Source organism: Pigmentiphaga litoralis (assembly GCF_013408655.1).
GTDB classification, from domain to species: Bacteria; Pseudomonadota; Gammaproteobacteria; order Burkholderiales; family Burkholderiaceae_B; genus Pigmentiphaga; species Pigmentiphaga litoralis_A.
The window spans coordinates 52,786-71,606 of the sequence record NZ_JACCBP010000002.1; the positions used below are offsets into that span (position 1 = coordinate 52,786).

Genomic DNA, 18,821 nt, shown 5'->3' on the forward strand with positions numbered 1-18,821 from the left:
ACATCCGTTCATCATGTTTGAGAAGATCCTGATCGCCAATCGCGGGGAAATCGCCCTGCGTATCCAGCGCGCGTGCCGCGAGCTGGGCATCAAGACGGTGGTCGTCCATTCCGAGGCTGATCGCGAGGCCAAGTACGTGAAGCTGGCCGACGAGTCGGTCTGCATCGGCCCCGCGCCGTCGCGGGAAAGCTATCTGAACATGCCCGCGATCATTTCCGCGGCCGAAGTCACCGACGCGGAAGCGATCCACCCGGGTTACGGGTTCCTTTCCGAAAACGCCGACTTCGCGGAACGCGTCGAAAAGAGCGGCTTCGTGTTCATCGGTCCGAAGCCCGAAACGATCCGCCTGATGGGCGACAAGGTCAGTGCCAAGCAGGCCATGATCGCTGCCGGCGTGCCGGTCGTGCCCGGCTCCGAAGGCGCCCTGCCTGAAGACCCGAAAGAAATCATCCAGATCGCCCGCAAGGTCGGCTATCCCGTCATCATCAAGGCGGCGGGTGGCGGTGGCGGACGTGGCATGCGTGTGGTGCACACCGAAGCGGCCTTGTTGAACGCCGTGACGATGACCCGTTCCGAAGCGGGCGCCGCGTTCAACAACCCCGAGGTCTACATGGAGAAGTTCCTTGAGAACCCTCGCCATGTGGAAATCCAGGTGCTGTCCGACGGCCAGCGTGGCGCCGTGTGGCTGGGCGAGCGCGATTGCTCGATGCAGCGCCGCCACCAGAAAATCATTGAAGAAGCGCCGGCGCCGCACATTCCGCGCCGCCTGATCGACCGGATCGGCGATCGCTGCGCCGACGCCTGCCGCAAGATGGGCTATCGCGGTGCGGGTACCTTCGAATTCCTGTACGAAAACAACGAGTTCTATTTCATTGAAATGAACACGCGGATCCAGGTGGAGCATCCGGTCACGGAAGCCATTACCGGGGTCGACCTCGTGCAGGAACAGATCTACATCGCCTGCGGCGAAAAGCTGCGCCTGCGCCAGCGCGACATCGTCTTCCGTGGCCATGCCATCGAATGCCGGATCAACGCCGAAGATGCCTTCCGTTTCACGCCCAGCCCAGGTCGCATCCTGAACTGGCATGTGCCGGGCGGCCCTGGCATCCGTGTCGACTCGCATGTGTACGCTGGCTACTTCGTGCCGCCGAACTACGATTCGATGATCGCCAAGGTCATTTCTTACGGCGACACGCGCGAGCAGGCGCTTGCCCGCATGCGTATCGCGCTGTCCGAAATGGCGGTCGAAGGCATTTCCACCAACATCGCGCTGCACCGCGAACTGCTCCAGGATGCCCGCTTCATTGAAGGCGGCACCAACATCCATTACCTGGAACACCGTCTGTCGCAGCGTCCGGAATAAGATCGCCCCATGCGTGAACTCGTCTTCGATTGTCCCGAGCAATTGGCGGAAGCCCTGTCCGACGCGCTGCTCGACGCGGGCATCCTCTCGGTGTCCGTCGAAGACGCCGACTTCGGTACCGAGGCCGAGCAGCCGCTGTTCGGCGAGCCCGGCCTTGAACCCACCACCCAGGCCTGGAGCCGGAACCGTGTTGTCGCGCTGTTGCCCGACGGCGAGGATCCGGCCCTGATGCTGGAATCGGCCTGCGCCGCCACGGGCATCACCGACGTGCCCGAATGGTCGTTGCGGGACGTGCCCGACGCCGACTGGGTGCGCCTGACGCAATCGCAGTTCGACCCCATTTCGATCGACGACCGGATCTGGATCGTGCCGTCGTGGCATGAAGTGCCTGAACTGGGCGATGCCATTTCCATCCGGCTCGACCCGGGCCTGGCCTTTGGCACGGGCAGCCATCCCACCACGCACCTGTGCCTGTCGTGGCTGGCGCGGCATCTGCAGGCCGGCCAGCGCGTGCTGGATTACGGCTGCGGGTCCGGCATCCTGGCGATCGCCGCCCGCAAGCTGGGCGCGGGTGATACCGTCGGCATCGACATTGACCCGCAAGCGGTGCAATCCGCGCAAGACAACGCGTCGGCCAACGACGTGGTGATCGAAGTTGGTCTGCCCGACATGCTGCCGGGTTGGCATGCCGATGTGGTTGTCGCCAATATCCTGTCCAATCCCCTGAAAGTGCTGGCGCCCATGCTGTGCGAGCGCGTGGTCGATGGCGGCCATCTGGTGCTGTCGGGCGTCCTGGAACGCCAGGCCGATGAAGTGGCGGCCTTCTATGCGCCGTGGATACAGCTCAGCGTCTGGCGTTCGCTTGACGGTTGGGTCTGCCTGCACGGGCAGCGCACCACCCAGGCCAGCTGAGCGCGATCATGGCGCTGGCAACCCGCTGTCCAAAGTGCGGCACCACGTTTCGGGTGGTGCGCGACCAGATCAAGCTGCGTGAAGGCTGGGTGCGTTGCGGCGTGTGTTCCACGCCGTTCGACAGCCATGCGTCGCTGATCGAGATCGACGTGCCGGCCACGCCGGCGCCGGTGGAACCGCCGGTGGCGGCGCAGGCCCCGGTGGCCGAACCGCATTCGGCCCAGCCCGCGCCGCCTGCGCCGGACCCGATCGAAGACCATCCGGCCGTGTTGCGGACGCGGGTGCCGCGTGCGCCCAGTCCGGCCGATGGCAATGCGGCTGCGCCTGCCGCGCCGGGATTCGCGGGCGGCGGGATAGCGCTGCCGCGGGACGATGCGGCCAGCTTCGGTCCGGTGCCCGATCTGTATCCGGCGGCCGATGCCGCCCGGCGGGCGGCCTTGCCGGTGGAATCGCAACCGGTTGCGCCGACGTTTGTGAAGGCCTCTGTGCCGGCCCCTGTGCCGGCCCCTGTGCTGGCTGCGGCGCCAGCCGCGCCGGTACGGACTGCATCGGTGGCGCCTTCAGCACCGCCGGTTCGTCCAGAACCGGACACGGCGTCTGCCGCGCCGGGCCCGTTTGTCCCGAACCCCACCTTCCGCGCCGATACCGAAGCTGCATCGGCCGCGCACTTGCGTGCCGCGCTGGGGCAAGGCGCCGCGTCGGGCCGCACCGAGCCGTCCGTGTGGGCGGGCGAGTCGGGTGCAAGCGCACACACTGGTTTGCGGGGCACGGAACCGTCGCTGCGCGCCAACGAGCCAACCTTCGATCCGCAGATGGCCTCGCTACGGGCCAACGAACCGACGTTCAATACCCGCGCCACGCCATCGCGCAGCGACGAACCCGCGTTTGAGCCACGCACGGCTCCACCACGCAGCGTCGAGCCCCTGTTCGAACGCCCGGATCCGTCGCCACGCGGTACCGAACCTTCCTTTGGCGACACGACGTTGCGCACGTCCGAGCCGTCGATGGGGGCTGCCGACGCCCCGCGCCGTGGCAACGATCCCGTCTCTCGCCAGACCGAGCCCACGTTCGGCCCGGTCACGTCCACAGCCGCAGCGGCGTCATCACCGACAACCACACCGTCCGAACCGCGCCTGCGCACGACCGAACCCACGTTCGGCACGCCACCGCTGGCGCGCGACGATCGTGAACCGCACTTTGTCATTGGCGACACGCACGATGACACGCGCGACGACACGCGCGACAACCCGCGCGACCACCTCCGCGACGACGATGCCGATGACATTCCCCACACGTCTCCGGCTGTAACCCCCGACGCCCCGCACCCCTCGTCCCCCGGCTTCATGGGGACGCCGGACGACGCCGAACCGTCGCCGTGGCGCTGGGTCTGGATCGTCCTGGCTGTCGTGGCGGTGCTGGCGCTGCTGGGTCAGTCCATCTGGCTGTATCGCACCGAATTGGCGACGTGGTTCCCGGCCATGCGGCCCGCGCTGGAAAAGGCCTGCGTGCAGCTCGATTGCACGGTCAGCTACCCGCGCGACCCGCGGCAACTGACGGTCGAATCGTCGGCGCTGGAAACCTGGTCGCCCGAAGCGGCGGCGGGCGCCGATGGCGCCACCGGGGCCGCGGCCACCGGCACGGGCGCAAGCACGGGAACAGGCACGTCGGACACCACCGCGATCGCCCCGTCGGCTCAAACCGGCACCCCGGCAGCGGCGTCGTCCGCCACCCCCGGCGTGCGGCACCTGGCCTTGCGGGTCACGCTGCGCAATCGCGCCAAGCATCCGCAACCGTGGCCCGCGCTTGAACTGTCGTTGACCGATTTTTCCGAAACCGTGGTGTCGCGGCGCGTCTTGCTGCCGTCCACCTACCTGCCGCCGCAGCAACTGGCCGATCCGATCCCCGCGGGGCAAGAACGTTCGCTGCGCATTCCGATCGACACCACGGAAGCGCGTGCCAGCGGCTATCGTGTTGCCGCCTTCTTTCCTTGAATTCCGCCAGGTCCCATTCCGCCATGCACAGCCCCCAGACATCCCCGGTCATCATTTGCGGTTCGGTGGCCTTCGACACCATCATGGTCTTCGAAGGCAAGTTCCAGGACCACATCCTGCCTGACCAGGTGCATGCGCTCAGCGTGTCCTTCCTGGTGCCGTCGATGCGCAAGGAATATGGCGGCTGCGCCGGCAACATGGCCTACAACATGCGCCTGCTCGGCGGCCAGCCCGTGCCGGTGGCCACCGTCGGCCAGGACGCGGGCGACTACCTGGCGCGCATGCAGGAACAGGGCACCGACACGTCGTTCGTCAAGGTGATCCCCGATACCTTCACGGCGCAGTGCTTCATCACGACCGACCTGTCCGACAACCAGATCACGGCTTTCCATCCGGGCGCGATGGGCGATTCGGCCAGCAACGATCTGTCGGCGGCGCAAGGCGTGTGGGGCATCGTGGCGCCTGACGCCAAGGATGGCATGTTCGCGCATGCCCGCCGTCTGCATGCCCGCGGCATCCCCTTCATTTTCGACCTGGGCCAGGCGATGCCGCTGTTTAGCGGCGCCGACATCGAAGAGATGTTGACGATGGCGCAGGTCATTACCGTGAATGACTACGAAGCGACGGTGGTCGAACAGCGCACCGGCCGTTCCATGGCCGACATTGCCAAGACCCTGCAGGCCGCGATCATCACGCGTGGTGAAAAGGGATCGACCCTGCTGGCCGACGGCGCCGAAACGCATATCCCGGCCGTCAGGGCGACCGCAGTGGTGGACCCGACCGGTTGCGGCGACGCCTATCGCGCCGGCCTGCTGTACGGCCTGACATTGGGTTGGGGATGGGCCGATTGCTGCCGCATTGCCAGCCTGATGGGATCGCTCAAGATCGCCGAACGTGGCGCGCAGAATCACAGCGCCACACGCGAACAGATCTCGGCCCTGCTGCAGCAGCACTATGGCCTGACGCTGCCCTGAGTTGTTATCGTTTGACACACCTTTCAGGGGGTGGCTGGCTGGACTGTGGCAATTTGACCGAACCTAGCAGGTATAACTACGTCAAACAGACATGATTCGGTTTTGCCGGCTGCCTGACGCCGGTCACCTGCAGGGAAAAATACTATGCAAGCCCAACGTGGTTCCAACCTCCATAACGCGCCCCGCGCCCGCCTGACGGTGATGGCAGCTGCGCTGACCCTCGTCGCCTCGCTGGCTGGATGCGCGGCGGGCGGCGGGACGAGCGCAAGCAACTCGGGCGCGGTGTACGACCGCAACTCCACCCAACGCGAGCAGGTCGTTCGCTACGGCACGATCGAAGGTGTGCGTCCGGTGACCATCGACCGTGGCCAGAGCGGTGTGGGCACCGCGGGCGGCGCCATCGTTGGCGGCGTAGCCGGCAGCTCCATCGGCGGCGGCCGCGGCTCGATCATCACCAGCGTACTCGGCGCGATTGCCGGTGGCCTGGCGGGTCAGGCCATTGAAGGCGGCGTGCAAAAGAAGCAGGGCCTGGAATTGACCGTGCGCTTTGAAAGCGGCGAGATCCGGTCGATCGTGCAGGAAGCCGACGAGCAGTTCTACGTGGGCGACCGGGTGCGTGTGTTGAGCGGCAGCGGCGCATCGCGCGTCACGCATCGCTGATCGCCTCAGCAACGCTGCAATAAAAAAGGGAGACCCTCGGGTCTCCCTTTTTTCATTCCGCTTCCCGAGACTACATTCCCAGGAATGGGAGTCCGATCCGCGCGATCACCATCAACGCGACCTGCGTCAGGATGAACAGCACGATGGGCGCCAGGTCCAGCCCGCCCAGCGACGGCATGACGCGGCGGATGGGCGCCAGCAGCGGATCCGTCAGTGCGATCAGCACCGGCATGGCAGGCGCGCTGGGGTTGACCCACGACATGATCACCATCAACAGCGTGATCCACATCACCAGGTTCACGGCCCACTTCAGGACCATCACCACTGCGATCCACAAGGCTTCCGGAAAGAAGTCCAGCGGGCTGATGCCCGACACGGCCACCGTGGCAAACAGGAAGACCACTGCGCACAACCAGGCGGCGAACACGCAAGCCCAGTCGATGCCGCCGCGGCTGCCGAGCACCCGGCGCAGCGGAATCACCAGCCAGTCCGTGACCTTGAACACGGTTTGCGACACCGTATTGAACGGCGGCATGCGCGCCATTTGCAGCCACACGCGAAGCAGCAGCACCGCGCCAAACAGGGTGAAGAGAATATTCAGGATAAAGCGGGCAATATCGCCCATGACAGTGGCTCCGGTAAACCCGCCCAAGTGGCGGACCATCAACAGAGCGTCGATTGTCGCACGGAGTCGCTGCGCCTCGCATGGGGCAGGTCAGCAAAATGTCAGCTTCGTGCAGCCAATAAAAAACCCCACCCGGCGGACTGCCCGGGTGGGGCTCGCATCGACGCGCCAGAGGCGCGACGATCATTCGTTCACGGACGGCTGCCCGTTGGGAATGGCCAAGCGGCGGCTGCCGGATTGGCTGCGGTCTTTGCTGCGGGCGCGTCGGCTGCGGGCGCCGCTGCGACTTTCTTTGCTGCCGGTTTCTTGGCTGCAGGCTTCTTTGCAGGCGCCTTCGTGGCCGCCGGCTTCACAGGTGCCTTGGTGGCAGCTGCTTTCTTCGCCGGAGCCTTTTTAGCGGCTGGCGTCTTCTTTGCTGCGGCTTTCTTCGCGGGGGCCTTGGCAGGCGCTTTCTTGGCCGCGACCTTCTTTACTGCTGCCTTCTTGGCCGGGGCTTTCTTTGCGGGTGCCTTGGTGGCTGCCGTTTTCTTTACGGCGGCTTTCTTGGCAGGCGCTTTTTTGGCCGGGGCCTTCTTTGCTGCGACTTTCTTTACAGCGGCTTTCTTGGCGGGCGCTTTTTTCGCCGGTGCCTTGGTGGCTGCTGTCTTCTTCACTGCGGCTTTCTTTGCCGGAGCTTTGGTCGCTGCACTCTTGGTAGCTGCAGTTTTCTTCACAGCGGCTTTTTTGGCCGGTGCCTTCGTCGCGGCGGCTTTCTTGACCGCTACTTTCTTCGCCGGCGCCTTAGTGGCTGCCGGTTTTTTTGCGGCCGTTTTCGCGGCCTTCTTGGCTGTCGCCATGGTCTGCTCCTTTACGAGACGTTCAGGGACCCAGAACACAAACCCGCTCGGACCATCCTGACGGGCTATTCATCGGCGCAAGCCCCGCTGCTGGACACGATCTCCAGTCAGCGCCACGGTTTGCGCTAATGAATCAGGCACACAGCCATTCGACATAACCCGCATCCGGTGCGGCCGATGTCGAATGGCCTGGCAGACGGTCTGTTTCCCGTATGCCGAATGGCGCCTTGTGTCCCGGCTGTGCCGCAGGCCGATCGGCCTGCCGCATCGAAGTTCGATGGTGCGCGGGGTGCGGGGGCAAGGTGCCTCTCCCGCTCGCGTCTGACGCATCCAACTTCGCAGCTCGGGCGCACAAGGCGCCGTATCTTCCAACGGCGCAACTCGCGCCGTCTTCAATCAACGGTGCACATCACACCGTTGTCGCAATCGTGAGATCAATCCCAGTTCAGCGCACCGCCGGTCTGGTACTCGATCACTCGCGTTTCGAAGAAGTTGCGTTCCTTCTTCAGGTCGATCATTTCCGCCATCCACGGGAAGGGATTTTCTTCCTGCGCAAACAACGGTTCGATTCCGATCTGCTGGCACCGGCGATTTGCGATGAAGCGCAAATACGACTTGAACATCGGTGCATTCAGACCCAACACGCCACGCGGCATCGTGTCTTCGGCGTAAGCGTATTCCAGATCGACAGCTTTGCGGAAGAGTGCACGGATTTCTTCACGAAATTCTGGTGTCCAAAGGTGAGGATTTTCCAGTTTGATCGTGTTGATGAGGTCGATGCCGAAGTTGCAGTGCATGGATTCATCGCGAAGGATGTACATGTACTGCTCGGCCGCGCCGGTCATCTTGTTCTGGCGGCCCAACGCAAGGATCTGCGTGAAGCCGACATAGAAGAACAACCCTTCCATCAGGCATGCGAAAACGATCAGCGACTTGAGCAGTGTCTGGTCGGCTTCGGGCGTGCCGGTCTTGAAGTGGGGATCGGCGATCGCGTCGATGAACGGGATCAGGAACTGATCCTTGGCGCGGATCGACGGCACTTCGTTGTACGCGTTGAAGATCTCGGACTCATCAAGGTCCAGGCTTTCAACGATGTACTGATAGGCGTGCGTGTGGATCGCTTCTTCAAAGGCCTGGCGCAGCAGGAACTGGCGGCATTCCGGCGCGGTGATGTGGCGGTACGTGCCGAGCACGATGTTGTTCGCGGCCAGCGAGTCGGCCGTGACGAAGAAGCCCAGGTTGCGCTTGACGATGCGGCGCTCGTCTTCGGTCAGCCCGGTGGGGTTCTTCCACAGCGCGATGTCGCGCGACATGTTGATTTCTTGCGGCATCCAATGGTTCGCGCACGTGGCCAGGTACTTTTCCCAGGCCCACTTGTACTTGAACGGAACCAACTGATTGACGTCGGTCTCGCCATTGATGATGCGTTTGTCGGCCACGTTCACACGGTGGGCGGCAGGGGCCTCGGCGGCCGGGTTCGCAACGGCAGGCACGGCAAGCGCGCCATCGTCAAACGAACTGTCGACAGGCCGGGGCGCCCCCGCAGCGGGGCGTGCGCCACGTGCGGGGGTAGGGGTTGCGACGTCTTCGTCCCAGGACAGCATGTCATTCACTCCAAATTCTTGTGTTGCGGTTTACTGGCAGGCTTCGCACTCTTCGAAGCCAGGGTCGCCTGGCCGCATCGTGCATGCCGCGCCGAGGATCTCGGCCTCGGGCAGGCCCGGCTGACCCGATGCGGCGGAGTTCGCGGCGGAAGACGCGTTGGCCACGGCATTCAGTTCGCCGCCACGGCCCGTCGACTTCTCGGCGCTGGTCGCGCCCATCGTGCGCAGGTAGTAGGTGGTCTTGAGACCCCGTTGCCATGCCAGTTTGTAGGTTTCGTCCAGCTTCTTGCCAGACGCGCCAGCCATGTAGATGTTCAGCGACTGCGACTGGTCGATCCACTTCTGGCGGCGCGAGGCGCATTCCACCAGCCAGCTGGGTTCGACTTCGAACGCGGTGGCGTACAGCTGGCGCATTTCGGCCGGCACGCGGTCGATCTTGGCCAGGCTGCCGTCGAAATACTTCAGGTCGGCGACCATCACTTCGTCCCACAGTCCGAGCTTCTTCAGATCGCGGACCAGGTAATCGTTGACGATGGTGAATTCACCCGACAGGTTCGACTTCACGTACAGGTTCTGATAGGTCGGTTCGATGCACGCGGATACGCCAATGATATTGGAAATCGTGGCGGTGGGCGCGATGGCGACGCAGTTCGAATTGCGCATGCCATGGGCCTTGATGCGGGTGCGCAACGCGTTCCAGTCCAGCGTCTCGCTGTCGTCGACGTCGACATAGCCGCCGCGTGCGTCACGCAGCAGTTGCACCGAGTCTTTCGGCAGGATGCCCTGATCCCACAGCGAACCCTTGAACGACTGATAGGCGCCGCGCTCTTCGGCCAGACGGGTCGAGGCCAGGTAGGCGTAATAGCAGACCGCTTCCATCGACGTGTCGGCAAAGCTGACGGCGTCTTGCGAGGCGTACGGCACGCGCATGATGTGCAGCGAGTCCTGGAAGCCCATGATGCCCAGGCCGACCGGACGATGACGCGCGTTCGAATTGCGGGCCTTGTCGACAGCGTAGTAGTTGATGTCGATCACGTTGTCGAGCATGCGCATCGCGATGTCGATGGTGCGCTTGAGCTTGTCGTGGTCGAGCGTGACCTTGCCATCGGCGCCGGTCGTCAGGTGAGCCACCAGGTTCACGGAACCCAGGTTGCACACGGCGATTTCGGAGTCGTTGGTGTTCAGCGTGATTTCGGTGCACAGGTTCGAGCTGTGGACGACGCCGACGTGCTGCTGCGGCGACCGGATGTTGCAAGGATCCTTGAACGTGATCCATGGGTGGCCGGTTTCGAACAGCATCGACAGCATCTTGCGCCACAGATTCAGCGCAGGCATCTTCTTGAACAGCTTCAGTTCGCCGGTCTGCGTCTTGTTTTCGTAGCCCAGGTACGCGGCTTCGAAGTCCTTGCCGACCAGGTCGTGCAGGTCAGGCGTGTCCGATGGCGAGAACAGCGTCCAGTCCGCGCCTTCCATCACGCGCTTCATGAACAGGTCGGGAATCCAGTTCGCCGTGTTCATGTCGTGCGTGCGGCGGCGTTCGTCGCCCGTGTTCTTGCGCAGTTCCAGGAATTCTTCGATGTCCAGGTGCCACGTTTCCAGGTAGGTGCAGACCGCGCCCTTGCGCTTGCCGCCCTGGTTGACCGCGACGGCCGTGTCGTTGACGACCTTCAGGAACGGGACCACGCCCTGGCTTTCGCCGTTGGTGCCCTTGATGTGGCTGCGCAGCGCGCGGACCGGGGTCCAGTCGTTGCCAAGGCCGCCGGCGTACTTGGCCAGCAGCGCGTTTTCCTTGATGGCGTCGTAGATGCCTTCCAAGTTGTCGGCAACCGTGGTCAGGTAGCACGACGACAGTTGCGAGTGCAGCGTGCCCGAGTTGAACAGGGTCGGGGTCGAGCTCATGAAGTCGAACGACGACAGGATGTTGTAGAACTCGATCGCGCGGGTCTCGCGGTCTTTTTCAGCGATCGCCAGGCCCATCGCGACGCGCATGAAGAAGGCCTGCGGCAGTTCCAGACGCTTGCCTTCGATGTGCAGGAAATAACGGTCGTACAGGGTCTGCAGGCCCAGGTAGGTGAACTGCAGGTCGCGCTTGTCGTCCAGCGCCTTGCCGATGCGGTCCAGGTCGAACTTGGCCAGTTCCGGGTTCAGCAGGCCGCCTTCGATGCCGCGGGCGATGAAGGTCGGGAAGTATTCGGCGTAGCGCTCTTCCATGGCCGACTGCTCGACTTCTTCACCCAGCACTTCCTTGCGGATCGTGTGCAGCAGCAGGCGCGCGGTGACGGTGCTGTACGCCGGATCCTTTTCGAGCTGCGAACGGGCTGCCAGGATGGCCGACTTGAAGATCTCGTCGACAGGCACGCCGTCGTACAGGTTCTTGACCGTTTCCTTGAAGATGCCGTCGACCGACACGAACTCGGTCAGGCCGACGCAAGCGGCTTCGATCACGGAATGCAGATGGGCCGGGTCCAGCGGCACGCGGCGGCCGTTGTCGGTCACGTGCAAGGTGGGCTGGCTGGCGTCGGTGTGCATCAGGGCGCGCTGCTGGGCGCGCTTTTCACGGTACAGCACGTAGGCGCGGGCCACGTCGTGTTCACCCGAGCGCATCAGCGCGAGTTCGACCTGGTCCTGGATGTCTTCGATATGCACGGTGCCGCCGCTGGGCTGGCGGCGCACGAGCGCGTTCACCACCTGGCCGGTCAGCTGCTCGACCAGCTCGCGCACACGCGCGGAAGCAGCGCCCTGGCCGCCATTGACGGCGAGAAAGGCTTTGGTGAGCGCGACAGAAATCTTGCCGGGTTCGAAACTGACCACGCTGCCGTTACGACGGATGATCTTGTGGTCGTTGTAGACCGCCTTGGACTCGGCCGCCGGGGCGGCTGGCTTGGTGGCGGGCGGCACGGCGGCCGGTTGGGCCGATGGCGTGGATAGTTGCATGGTGGCTCCTCGAAGACTGTGAGCAGGGAAGGTCGATGCTCAAGATCGGGTTATGAGATAAGGCTGGACAGGTACTGGCGCCCACGTCGAAGGCTTTGTAGTAAAGCGAAAGGCCTAACCGCCGGGCGGTGAGGCCTTTCCGACATACGGGTCGACTGACCGTGCAAATTGGGTACTGCTTGAACGTGCGAAATTCGTCTTGTAAACACTAGATGCAGTGGTGTCTCGAAGCGATAGCACTAAGTGTAGTGGTGCGAGGTGCCCTTGATCAAGCGCGGCAAACCTGTTATCGGCTGTCGAAAGCGGCTTGCGGCTACGCAAAATACCGGGGTCACCTCCTCCAAACGCATGAACTGCGCCGCTTTGTGACGGGCATCGATCATTGGCAAGGGATTCCAGCCAGAATCCGCTGGAGAAGCCCGTTCCGCAACGATTCCGGCCGGCCGGAACGCGCCAGAAAAAAATTTTCAGGCGGGCAATTGCCGCAGCGCCCAACCCGCTTCTGTGGCAAAACGTCCCCAGTCGAAGGCCGGGCCCGGGTCGGTCTTGCGCCCTGGCGCGATATGTTCATGCCCCCGCACGGCCCATAGCGGGTAGCGGGTGCGCAGCGCGGGCGTCAGCCAGGCCAGCGACCGGTATTGCGCGGCAGTGAAAGGCAGGGTGTCGGTGCCTTCCAGCTCGATGCCGATCGAAAAGTCATTGCAGCGGTCCCGCCCGCGAAACGACGAGACGCCCGCGTGCCAGGCCCGCCGGTCGGTGCTCACGAACTGCACGATCACGCCGTCCCGGCCGATTACGAAGTGCGCCGACACCCGCAGCGGCCGCAAGCGGTCGAACCAGGGGTGCGCAGTGTAATCCAGGGTGTTGGTAAACAGCCCGCGCACGTACGGTCCGCCGAATTCGCCCGGGGGCAGGCTGATGTTGTGGAGCACCAGCAGGGACACCTGGGTGCCGGGCGGGCGGGCGTCGCTGTTGGGCGACGGCGCGTGGCGCACGGCCGGGTGGATGATCCAGCCATGCCGGTCCAGGATGGCGGGGGCCGCAACCACCGGCCCCAGGGGGTCGGACTGGGACAGGGGCGCAGCCGCGGCCTCGGCCTGCGCCAGCCGGCCGCCAGTATGGGATGGCGTCAGCGTGCCGCCAGGGTCGGGCCATTGCGTGTCGCGGAAATCAGACTGCGCCATCGTGACGCTCGATCAGGACTTCGGGCCGCGCAGCGAATGCGCCAGCCCGCAATAGTTATAGCCCTTGCGCCGCACGGCTTCATCGGTGGGCAACTGGATGCCGCAGTGGGCGCAGCGCACCATCAGTTCGGTTCCCGTGCCGTTGCCGTTGCCTTTGGCGCCCGGCCGGGTGCCCGGCGGGTGCTGATGCCGTGATGACGGCGTGGGCGGGGCGCCCCGGGCGGCTTTTTGCGCCAGGAGCCGCGCGACCACCAGCGCCACCAGGATGATCACGATCCAGAAAAGAAGCTTGCTCATAGGGTCAGGGAAGGGTGCAGGGAAGGGGGCGAATGCAGGACCAGGCGCGCCGGACGGCGGCCGGGGATATCTGTCAGCTTAGCGGTGAAGGATGACTTCCAGCACGAAACGGCTGCCGGTATACGCAAGAAGCAACAGTGCAAAGCCGGTCAGGGTCCAGCGCAGCGCGATCCGGCCACGCCAGCCCCACACCTGCCGGCCCAGCAGCAGCAGGCCGAACGTGAGCCACGACAGCAGCGTGAACACCGTTTTATGGTCGAAGGGCAGCGGTTTGCCCGACAGGGCTTCCGAAATGATGATGCCCGTCATGACCGCCAGGGTCAGCAGCACGAAACCCACCCAGATCAGCCGGAACAGCAGGCGTTCCAGCATCAGCAGCGGCGGCATGGCGTCGAACAGCCGCGCCAGCACCTGGCCCGTGCGGGTCGCCGGCACGGCGGCGTCGGTCGACAATTCATGCAGGCGGCGGTCGGCCGACGCCATCAGCAGGGCGTGCAGCGCGGCGATCGTGATCATGGCGTAGGCCGACAGCGAAATGGCCAGGTGCACGCGCAGCCAGCCGCTGTCGGCATGGGCGATCACCCGGCCATCGGGAAACAGCAGCACCAGCAGGGTGGCGATGGCGCCGATCGGCATCAGCCACAGGCGCAGGCCGTCGATCGCGATCCACAGGCTTTCCCCCCAGAACACGACCAGCCCCATCCACAAGGCCGCCGACACGCCCAGCGCAAATCCCAGGCGCAAGTCGCCGTCCCCCAGCATGCCTTGTTGCACGGCAATGCCATGGACGAGCAGCACCAGGGCCAGGCCGACACGTTCGGCCGCGCCTGCCCGGGCTTCGGGGTGCGAGGAAACGGCGCGCCAGGCGACTACCGCCAAAACGGCGTAACCGGCTGCGGCCAGTGCGTGCAATACAATTCCCATATCCATATGGAAGTGTAAGCGAACCCAGTCATGCTTGATAACCTTACCAACCGCCTGTCGCGCGTCGTCAAGACGCTGCGCGGCGAAGCCCGACTGACCGAGGCCAATACCCAGGACATGCTGCGCGAAGTGCGCCTGGCGCTGCTCGAGGCGGACGTCTCGCTGCCGGTCGTGCGCGAATTCGTGTCGCGCGTCAAAGAAAAGGCGTTGGGCGAGGAAGTCGCCAACAGCCTGACGCCGGGCCAGGCCCTGGTCGGCGTGGTCCACAAGGAATTGACGTCCCTGATGGGCGGCGACCTGGGCCCGCATGCCAGCGAACTGTCGCTGGCGCAGCAGCCCCCCGCGATCATCCTGATGGCCGGCCTGCAGGGCTCGGGCAAGACCACCACCACCGGCAAGCTGGCCCGCTGGCTGGCCGAAGGCGGCCACAGCCAGAACGGCCACAAGTCGGGCAAGAAGAAAGTGCTGGTGGTCAGTGCCGACGTGTACCGTCCGGCCGCTATCGAACAGCTGAAAACCGTCGCGGCGCAGGCTGGCGTCGATTTCATGCCGTCGTCGGCCGACCAGAAGCCCGAAGACATCGCCCGCAATGCGCTGGACTTTGCCAAGCGCCACCACCATGACGTGCTGATCGTCGACACGGCCGGCCGCCTGGGCATCGACGAAGCCATGATGCAGGAAATCCGTGCGCTGCACGCCCTGCTCAAGCCGATCGAAACCCTGTTCGTGGTTGACGCCATGCTGGGCCAGGACGCCGTCAACGTCGCCAAGGCCTTCAATGAAGCGCTGCCGCTGACCGGTGTGGTGCTGACCAAGCTGGACGGCGATGCGCGCGGCGGTGCGGCGCTGTCGGTGCGTCACGTGACGGGCAAGCCGCTCAAGTTCGTGGGCGTGTCCGAAAAGCTGGCCGGCCTGGAACCCTTCCACCCGGAACGGATGGCGCAGCGCGTGCTGGGCATGGGCGACATCCTGTCGCTGGTCGAAGAAGCGCAAAAAGCCATCAACGTCGACGAGGCGCAAAAGCTCGCCGCGAAGATGAAGGCCGGCGACAAGTTCGACCTGAACGACTTCCGCGCCCAGATCGCGCAAATGAAGAACATGGGCGACATGAGCTCGCTGCTGGAAAAGCTGCCCGCGCAGTTTTCGCAGGCGGCGTCGCAGGTCGACAGCAAACAGGCGTCGCGCCAGATCCGCCGCATGGAAGGCATCCTGAATTCCATGACGGAAATGGAACGGGCCAAGCCGGAACTGCTCAAGGCCTCGCGCAAGCGGCGCATTGCGGCCGGTTCGGGCGTGCCGGTGCAGGAAATCAACCGCATGCTGTCGCAGTTCGAGCAGATGCAGTCGATGATGAAGCAGATGAAGAAGGGCGGCATGGCCAAGATGATGCGGGCCATGGGCGGCATGAAGGCATTGAAGGGCATGAAGGGCCTGCCCGGCATGAAGTGATGCGGTGGGTGGCGTGACGAGGCGACGGCCGGGTGGCGGGCCGTGTCGGGTGGCGCTGATCACGCGCCCGGGATCACGCGGCCAACGCCTGTTCGATTAGGAGGCACGATGAAGCGAACCCCGCAGCGACGCGACCCCGATACACGGATGACCCGCGCTGACTTCCTGCGTTTTGGCGTGGCCAGTGCGGGCGCGGCAGTCGCAGGCTCGCTGGGCTTGGTGCCCGGCACGGCGCGCGCGTCGGCCGCATCCGACGCCGCGGCCCGCGCGCTCAATGCCGCAACCGCGGTGCAGTCCGGCCGGGTCGATCCTCCGCCATTGGCCAAGACGCCGTCGATCGGCGCCAATCCGGCATCGGGCGCCACATCGTCGCCACCGCCTTCGCCCGACCAGGCGGCGGCTCAATCGGCAGATGCCACCGGCGCGGCGCCCGCCAAGGGGCAGATGCAGCAACGCCGTATCCCCTCCAGTGGCGAGAACCTGCCGGTGATCGGCGTGGGCACCTGGCGCACCTTTGACGTGGGCGACCGGCCGCAAGACCGCGCGCCGCTGGCCGAGGTGCTCCAGGTGCTGTTCGATGCGGGCGGGTCGGTCATCGACAGTTCGCCCATGTATGGCGCGTCCGAAAAAGTCACCGGCGACGTGCTGGCCCTGATGGACGGCTTTACCAACGAGGCCCACGGCCGCGCCTTCCTGGCCACCAAGGTGTGGACGCAGGGCCGCGAGGCCGGCATCACGCAGATGCGCGAATCCATGCGCCTGCTGCGCGACGACAAGCTTGACCTCATGCAGATCCACAATCTGGTGGACTGGAAGGTGCACCTGCCCACGCTGCGCGCGTGGAAGGCCGAAGGGCGCATCCGCTACCTGGGGGTGACGCACTACACCGCCAGCGCGCATGCGCAGCTCGAAGCCGTCATCAAGTCTGAAAAGCTCGATTTCGTGCAGCTGAACTACGCGCTGGATGATCGCGCAGCCGCGCAGCGCCTGCTGCCCCTGGCGGCGGATCGTGGCGTGGCCGTGATCGTGAATCAGCCGTTTGGTGGCGGGGGGCTGTTGCGGTCTTTGGGCAGCCAGTCGCTGCCATCGTGGGCAGGCGAGATCGGCTGCACGTCCTGGGCGCAACTGCTGCTTAAATTCGTGCTGGCCCACCCGGCGGTCACGTGCGCCATTCCCGGCACGGGCAAACCTGACCACATGCGGGACAACGTCCAGGCAGGCGTGGGGCCGTACCCGGACATCGACATGCAGGCGCGCATGATCGCGCTGCTGGGGAAGTAGGCGGAGCGGGGGCCGGGACCCAACTTCGTCCCGGCCTGCTGCTTACACCGCGGCAGCCAGCTTGGCCAGCGTCTCTTCCAGCCCGCGCGCCACTTCGACCTTGGCCGAAGCGCTGTCGCGGCGGCCCTGCAGTTCGATCACGCCATCTTTCAGGCTGCGATCGCCCACGGTCACGCGCACCGGCACGCCGATCAGTTCCCAATCGGCAAACATGACGCCAGGCCGCTCGTCGCGGTCATCCAGCAGCACGTCCACACCCTGCGCCTGCAGTTGCTCGTACAGGCGGGTGGCCTCGTCGCGCACGGCTTCGCTCTTGCCCCAGCCCACCGGGCAGATCACGACTTCGAACGGCGCCAGGGCGCGCGGCCACATGATGCCCTTGGCGTCGTGATTCTGTTCGATCGCGGCGCCCAGCAGACGGGTCACGCCGATGCCGTAGCAGCCCATTTCGAGCAGGGCCGGCTTGCCGGTTTCGTCCAGGTAGGTCGCCTTCAGGGCTGACGAATACTTGGTGCCCAGGTAGAACACGTGGCCGACTTCAATGCCGCGCTGGATGGCCAGGGAGCCATTGCCGTCGGGCGACGGATCGCCCGCCACCACGTTGCGCAGGTCGGCCACCAGGGTCGGCTCGGGCAGGTCGCGGCCCCAGTTCGCACCGGTGTAGTGGAAGTCGGCCTCGTTCGCGCCGCACACGAAATCGTTCATGTTGGCCACGGTGCGATCGACAATCGTGCGGACCGGCTTGGCCGTGCCGATCGGGCCGATGAAGCCCGGGCGGCAGCCAAAGTGCGCCACGATTTCGTCGTCGGTCGCAAACCGGAAGCCGCGCTTCAGGCCCTCGATCTTGCCGGCCTTGATCTCGTTCAGGTCGTGGTCGGCGCGCAGCAGCAGGGCCCAGATCTCGACCGGCTGGCCGGCGGTTTCCGGCTCGACCGCGATCGCCAGGGTCTTGACCTGCTGCGACAGCGGCAGCTTCAGCATCTCGGCCACGGCGTCGCACTTGCCGGCGCCTGGCGTCGACACCTTGGTCAGCGGCTGGGCCGCAGCGGCGCGTTCCGCGATCAGGCAGGGCGCTTCGGCCAGTTCGATATTGGCCGCGTATTGCGTGTCGGGGTTGTAGACCAGCAGGTCTTCGCCGGTATCGGCAATCACCTGGAATTCATGGCTGCGCGAGCCGCCGATCGAACCGGTGTCGGCCGCCACCGCGCGGAAGGTCAGGCCCATGCGTTCAAAAATGCGCATGTACGCCGAGTACATCACGTCGTAGCTCTTCTGCGCCGACGCTTCATCACGATCGAACGAATACGCGTCTTTCATGGTGAATTCGCGGCCGCGCATCACGCCAAAGCGTGGACGGCGTTCGTCGCGGAACTTGGTCTGGATGTGGAAGAAGTTCTTGGGCAGCTGGCGCCAGCTGTGGATCTCGTTGCGCGCGATGTCGGTAATGACTTCTTCCGACGTCGGCTGCAGTACGAAATCGCGGCCATGCCGGTCCTTGATGCGCAGCAGTTCCGGACCGTAGAGTTCCCAGCGGCCGGTTTCCTGCCAGAGCTCGGCCGGCTGTACCAGGGGCATCAGCAATTCGAGCGCGCCGGCGCGCTGCATTTCGTCGCGAATGATGCCTTCGACCTTGCGGATCACGCGCAGGCCCAGGGGCATGTAGTTGTAGATGCCGCCCGCCAACTTGCGGATCATGCCTGCGCGGGTCATCAATTGATGACTGGCGATTTCGGCTTCGGCCGGCGCTTCCTTGAGCGTGCTGATATGGAACTGCGATGCGCGCATTG

At 64.9% G+C, this 18,821-nt stretch carries 15 protein-coding genes; 7 read left to right on the top strand and 8 right to left on the bottom strand.

What is annotated here, in order from left to right:
• Positions 1-13 precede the first annotated feature (13 nt).
• From accC to HD883_RS20555, 5 genes are all read left to right on the top strand, one after another.
• Positions 14-1,363, top strand: a complete 1,350-nt coding sequence (gene accC, locus HD883_RS20535) for an acetyl-CoA carboxylase biotin carboxylase subunit (protein WP_179588861.1) — start codon at positions 14-16, stop codon at positions 1,361-1,363.
• A gap of 9 nt (positions 1,364-1,372) precedes the next feature.
• Positions 1,373-2,275, top strand: coding sequence for a 50S ribosomal protein L11 methyltransferase (gene prmA, locus HD883_RS20540; RefSeq protein WP_179588862.1), 903 nt, complete (start codon positions 1,373-1,375; stop codon positions 2,273-2,275).
• An 8-nt stretch (positions 2,276-2,283) separates the two neighbouring features.
• Positions 2,284-4,266 (top strand): zinc-ribbon and DUF3426 domain-containing protein, encoded by a 1,983-nt coding sequence (locus HD883_RS20545; protein ID WP_179588863.1) that lies wholly within the window; start codon positions 2,284-2,286, stop codon positions 4,264-4,266.
• Between the two features lie 23 nt (positions 4,267-4,289).
• Entirely contained in the window at positions 4,290-5,240 is a 951-nt protein-coding gene (locus HD883_RS20550; RefSeq protein ID WP_179588864.1) for a carbohydrate kinase family protein, read from the top strand.
• 144 nt (positions 5,241-5,384) lie between these two features.
• On the top strand, positions 5,385-5,900 hold the full coding sequence (locus HD883_RS20555; RefSeq protein ID WP_179588865.1) for an outer membrane lipoprotein: 516 nt from the start codon (positions 5,385-5,387) through the stop codon (positions 5,898-5,900).
• A gap of 70 nt (positions 5,901-5,970) precedes the next feature.
• Here the strand turns inward: HD883_RS20555 and HD883_RS20560 are convergent, their stop codons facing one another.
• The 7 genes from HD883_RS20560 to HD883_RS20590 form a co-directional block, all read right to left on the bottom strand.
• Positions 5,971-6,525 carry a YggT family protein gene (locus tag HD883_RS20560; protein ID WP_257022574.1) on the bottom strand — a complete coding sequence of 185 codons (555 nt, stop codon included), beginning with the start codon at positions 6,523-6,525 and terminating at the stop codon, positions 5,971-5,973.
• A gap of 191 nt (positions 6,526-6,716) precedes the next feature.
• Positions 6,717-7,361, bottom strand: a complete 645-nt coding sequence (locus HD883_RS20565; RefSeq protein WP_179588867.1) for a histone H1-like DNA-binding protein — start codon at positions 7,359-7,361, stop codon at positions 6,717-6,719.
• Between the two features lie 434 nt (positions 7,362-7,795).
• Complete coding sequence (locus tag HD883_RS20570) at positions 7,796-8,965, bottom strand: ribonucleotide-diphosphate reductase subunit beta (RefSeq protein WP_179588868.1); 1,170 nt, start codon at positions 8,963-8,965, stop codon at positions 7,796-7,798.
• A 30-nt stretch (positions 8,966-8,995) separates the two neighbouring features.
• Complete coding sequence (locus tag HD883_RS20575) at positions 8,996-11,899, bottom strand: ribonucleoside-diphosphate reductase subunit alpha (RefSeq protein WP_179588869.1); 2,904 nt, start codon at positions 11,897-11,899, stop codon at positions 8,996-8,998.
• Positions 11,900-12,366: 467 nt separating this feature from the next.
• Positions 12,367-13,083 (bottom strand): 1,6-anhydro-N-acetylmuramyl-L-alanine amidase AmpD, encoded by a 717-nt coding sequence (gene ampD / locus HD883_RS20580; RefSeq protein ID WP_179588870.1) that lies wholly within the window; start codon positions 13,081-13,083, stop codon positions 12,367-12,369.
• A gap of 12 nt (positions 13,084-13,095) precedes the next feature.
• Positions 13,096-13,380, bottom strand: coding sequence for a PP0621 family protein (locus HD883_RS20585; RefSeq protein ID WP_179588871.1), 285 nt, complete (start codon positions 13,378-13,380; stop codon positions 13,096-13,098).
• 78 nt (positions 13,381-13,458) lie between these two features.
• On the bottom strand, positions 13,459-14,310 hold the full coding sequence (locus tag HD883_RS20590; RefSeq protein ID WP_179588872.1) for a cytochrome C assembly family protein: 852 nt from the start codon (positions 14,308-14,310) through the stop codon (positions 13,459-13,461).
• Between the two features lie 24 nt (positions 14,311-14,334).
• Between HD883_RS20590 and ffh the strand changes: the two genes are divergently transcribed.
• The gene (ffh, locus tag HD883_RS20595) at positions 14,335-15,753 is read left to right on the top strand and encodes a signal recognition particle protein (protein ID WP_179588873.1); all 1,419 of its coding nucleotides are present in this window, start codon (positions 14,335-14,337) and stop codon (positions 15,751-15,753) included.
• A gap of 108 nt (positions 15,754-15,861) precedes the next feature.
• Positions 15,862-17,034: an aldo/keto reductase gene (locus tag HD883_RS20600; protein WP_306455932.1), complete on the top strand. Its 1,173-nt coding sequence runs from the start codon at positions 15,862-15,864 to the stop codon at positions 17,032-17,034.
• 42 nt (positions 17,035-17,076) lie between these two features.
• Here HD883_RS20600 and HD883_RS20605 read toward each other — a convergent pair whose 3' ends face one another.
• Positions 17,077-18,819 (bottom strand): proline--tRNA ligase, encoded by a 1,743-nt coding sequence (locus tag HD883_RS20605; protein ID WP_179588874.1) that lies wholly within the window; start codon positions 18,817-18,819, stop codon positions 17,077-17,079.
• Between the last annotated feature and the right edge of the window lie 2 nt (positions 18,820-18,821).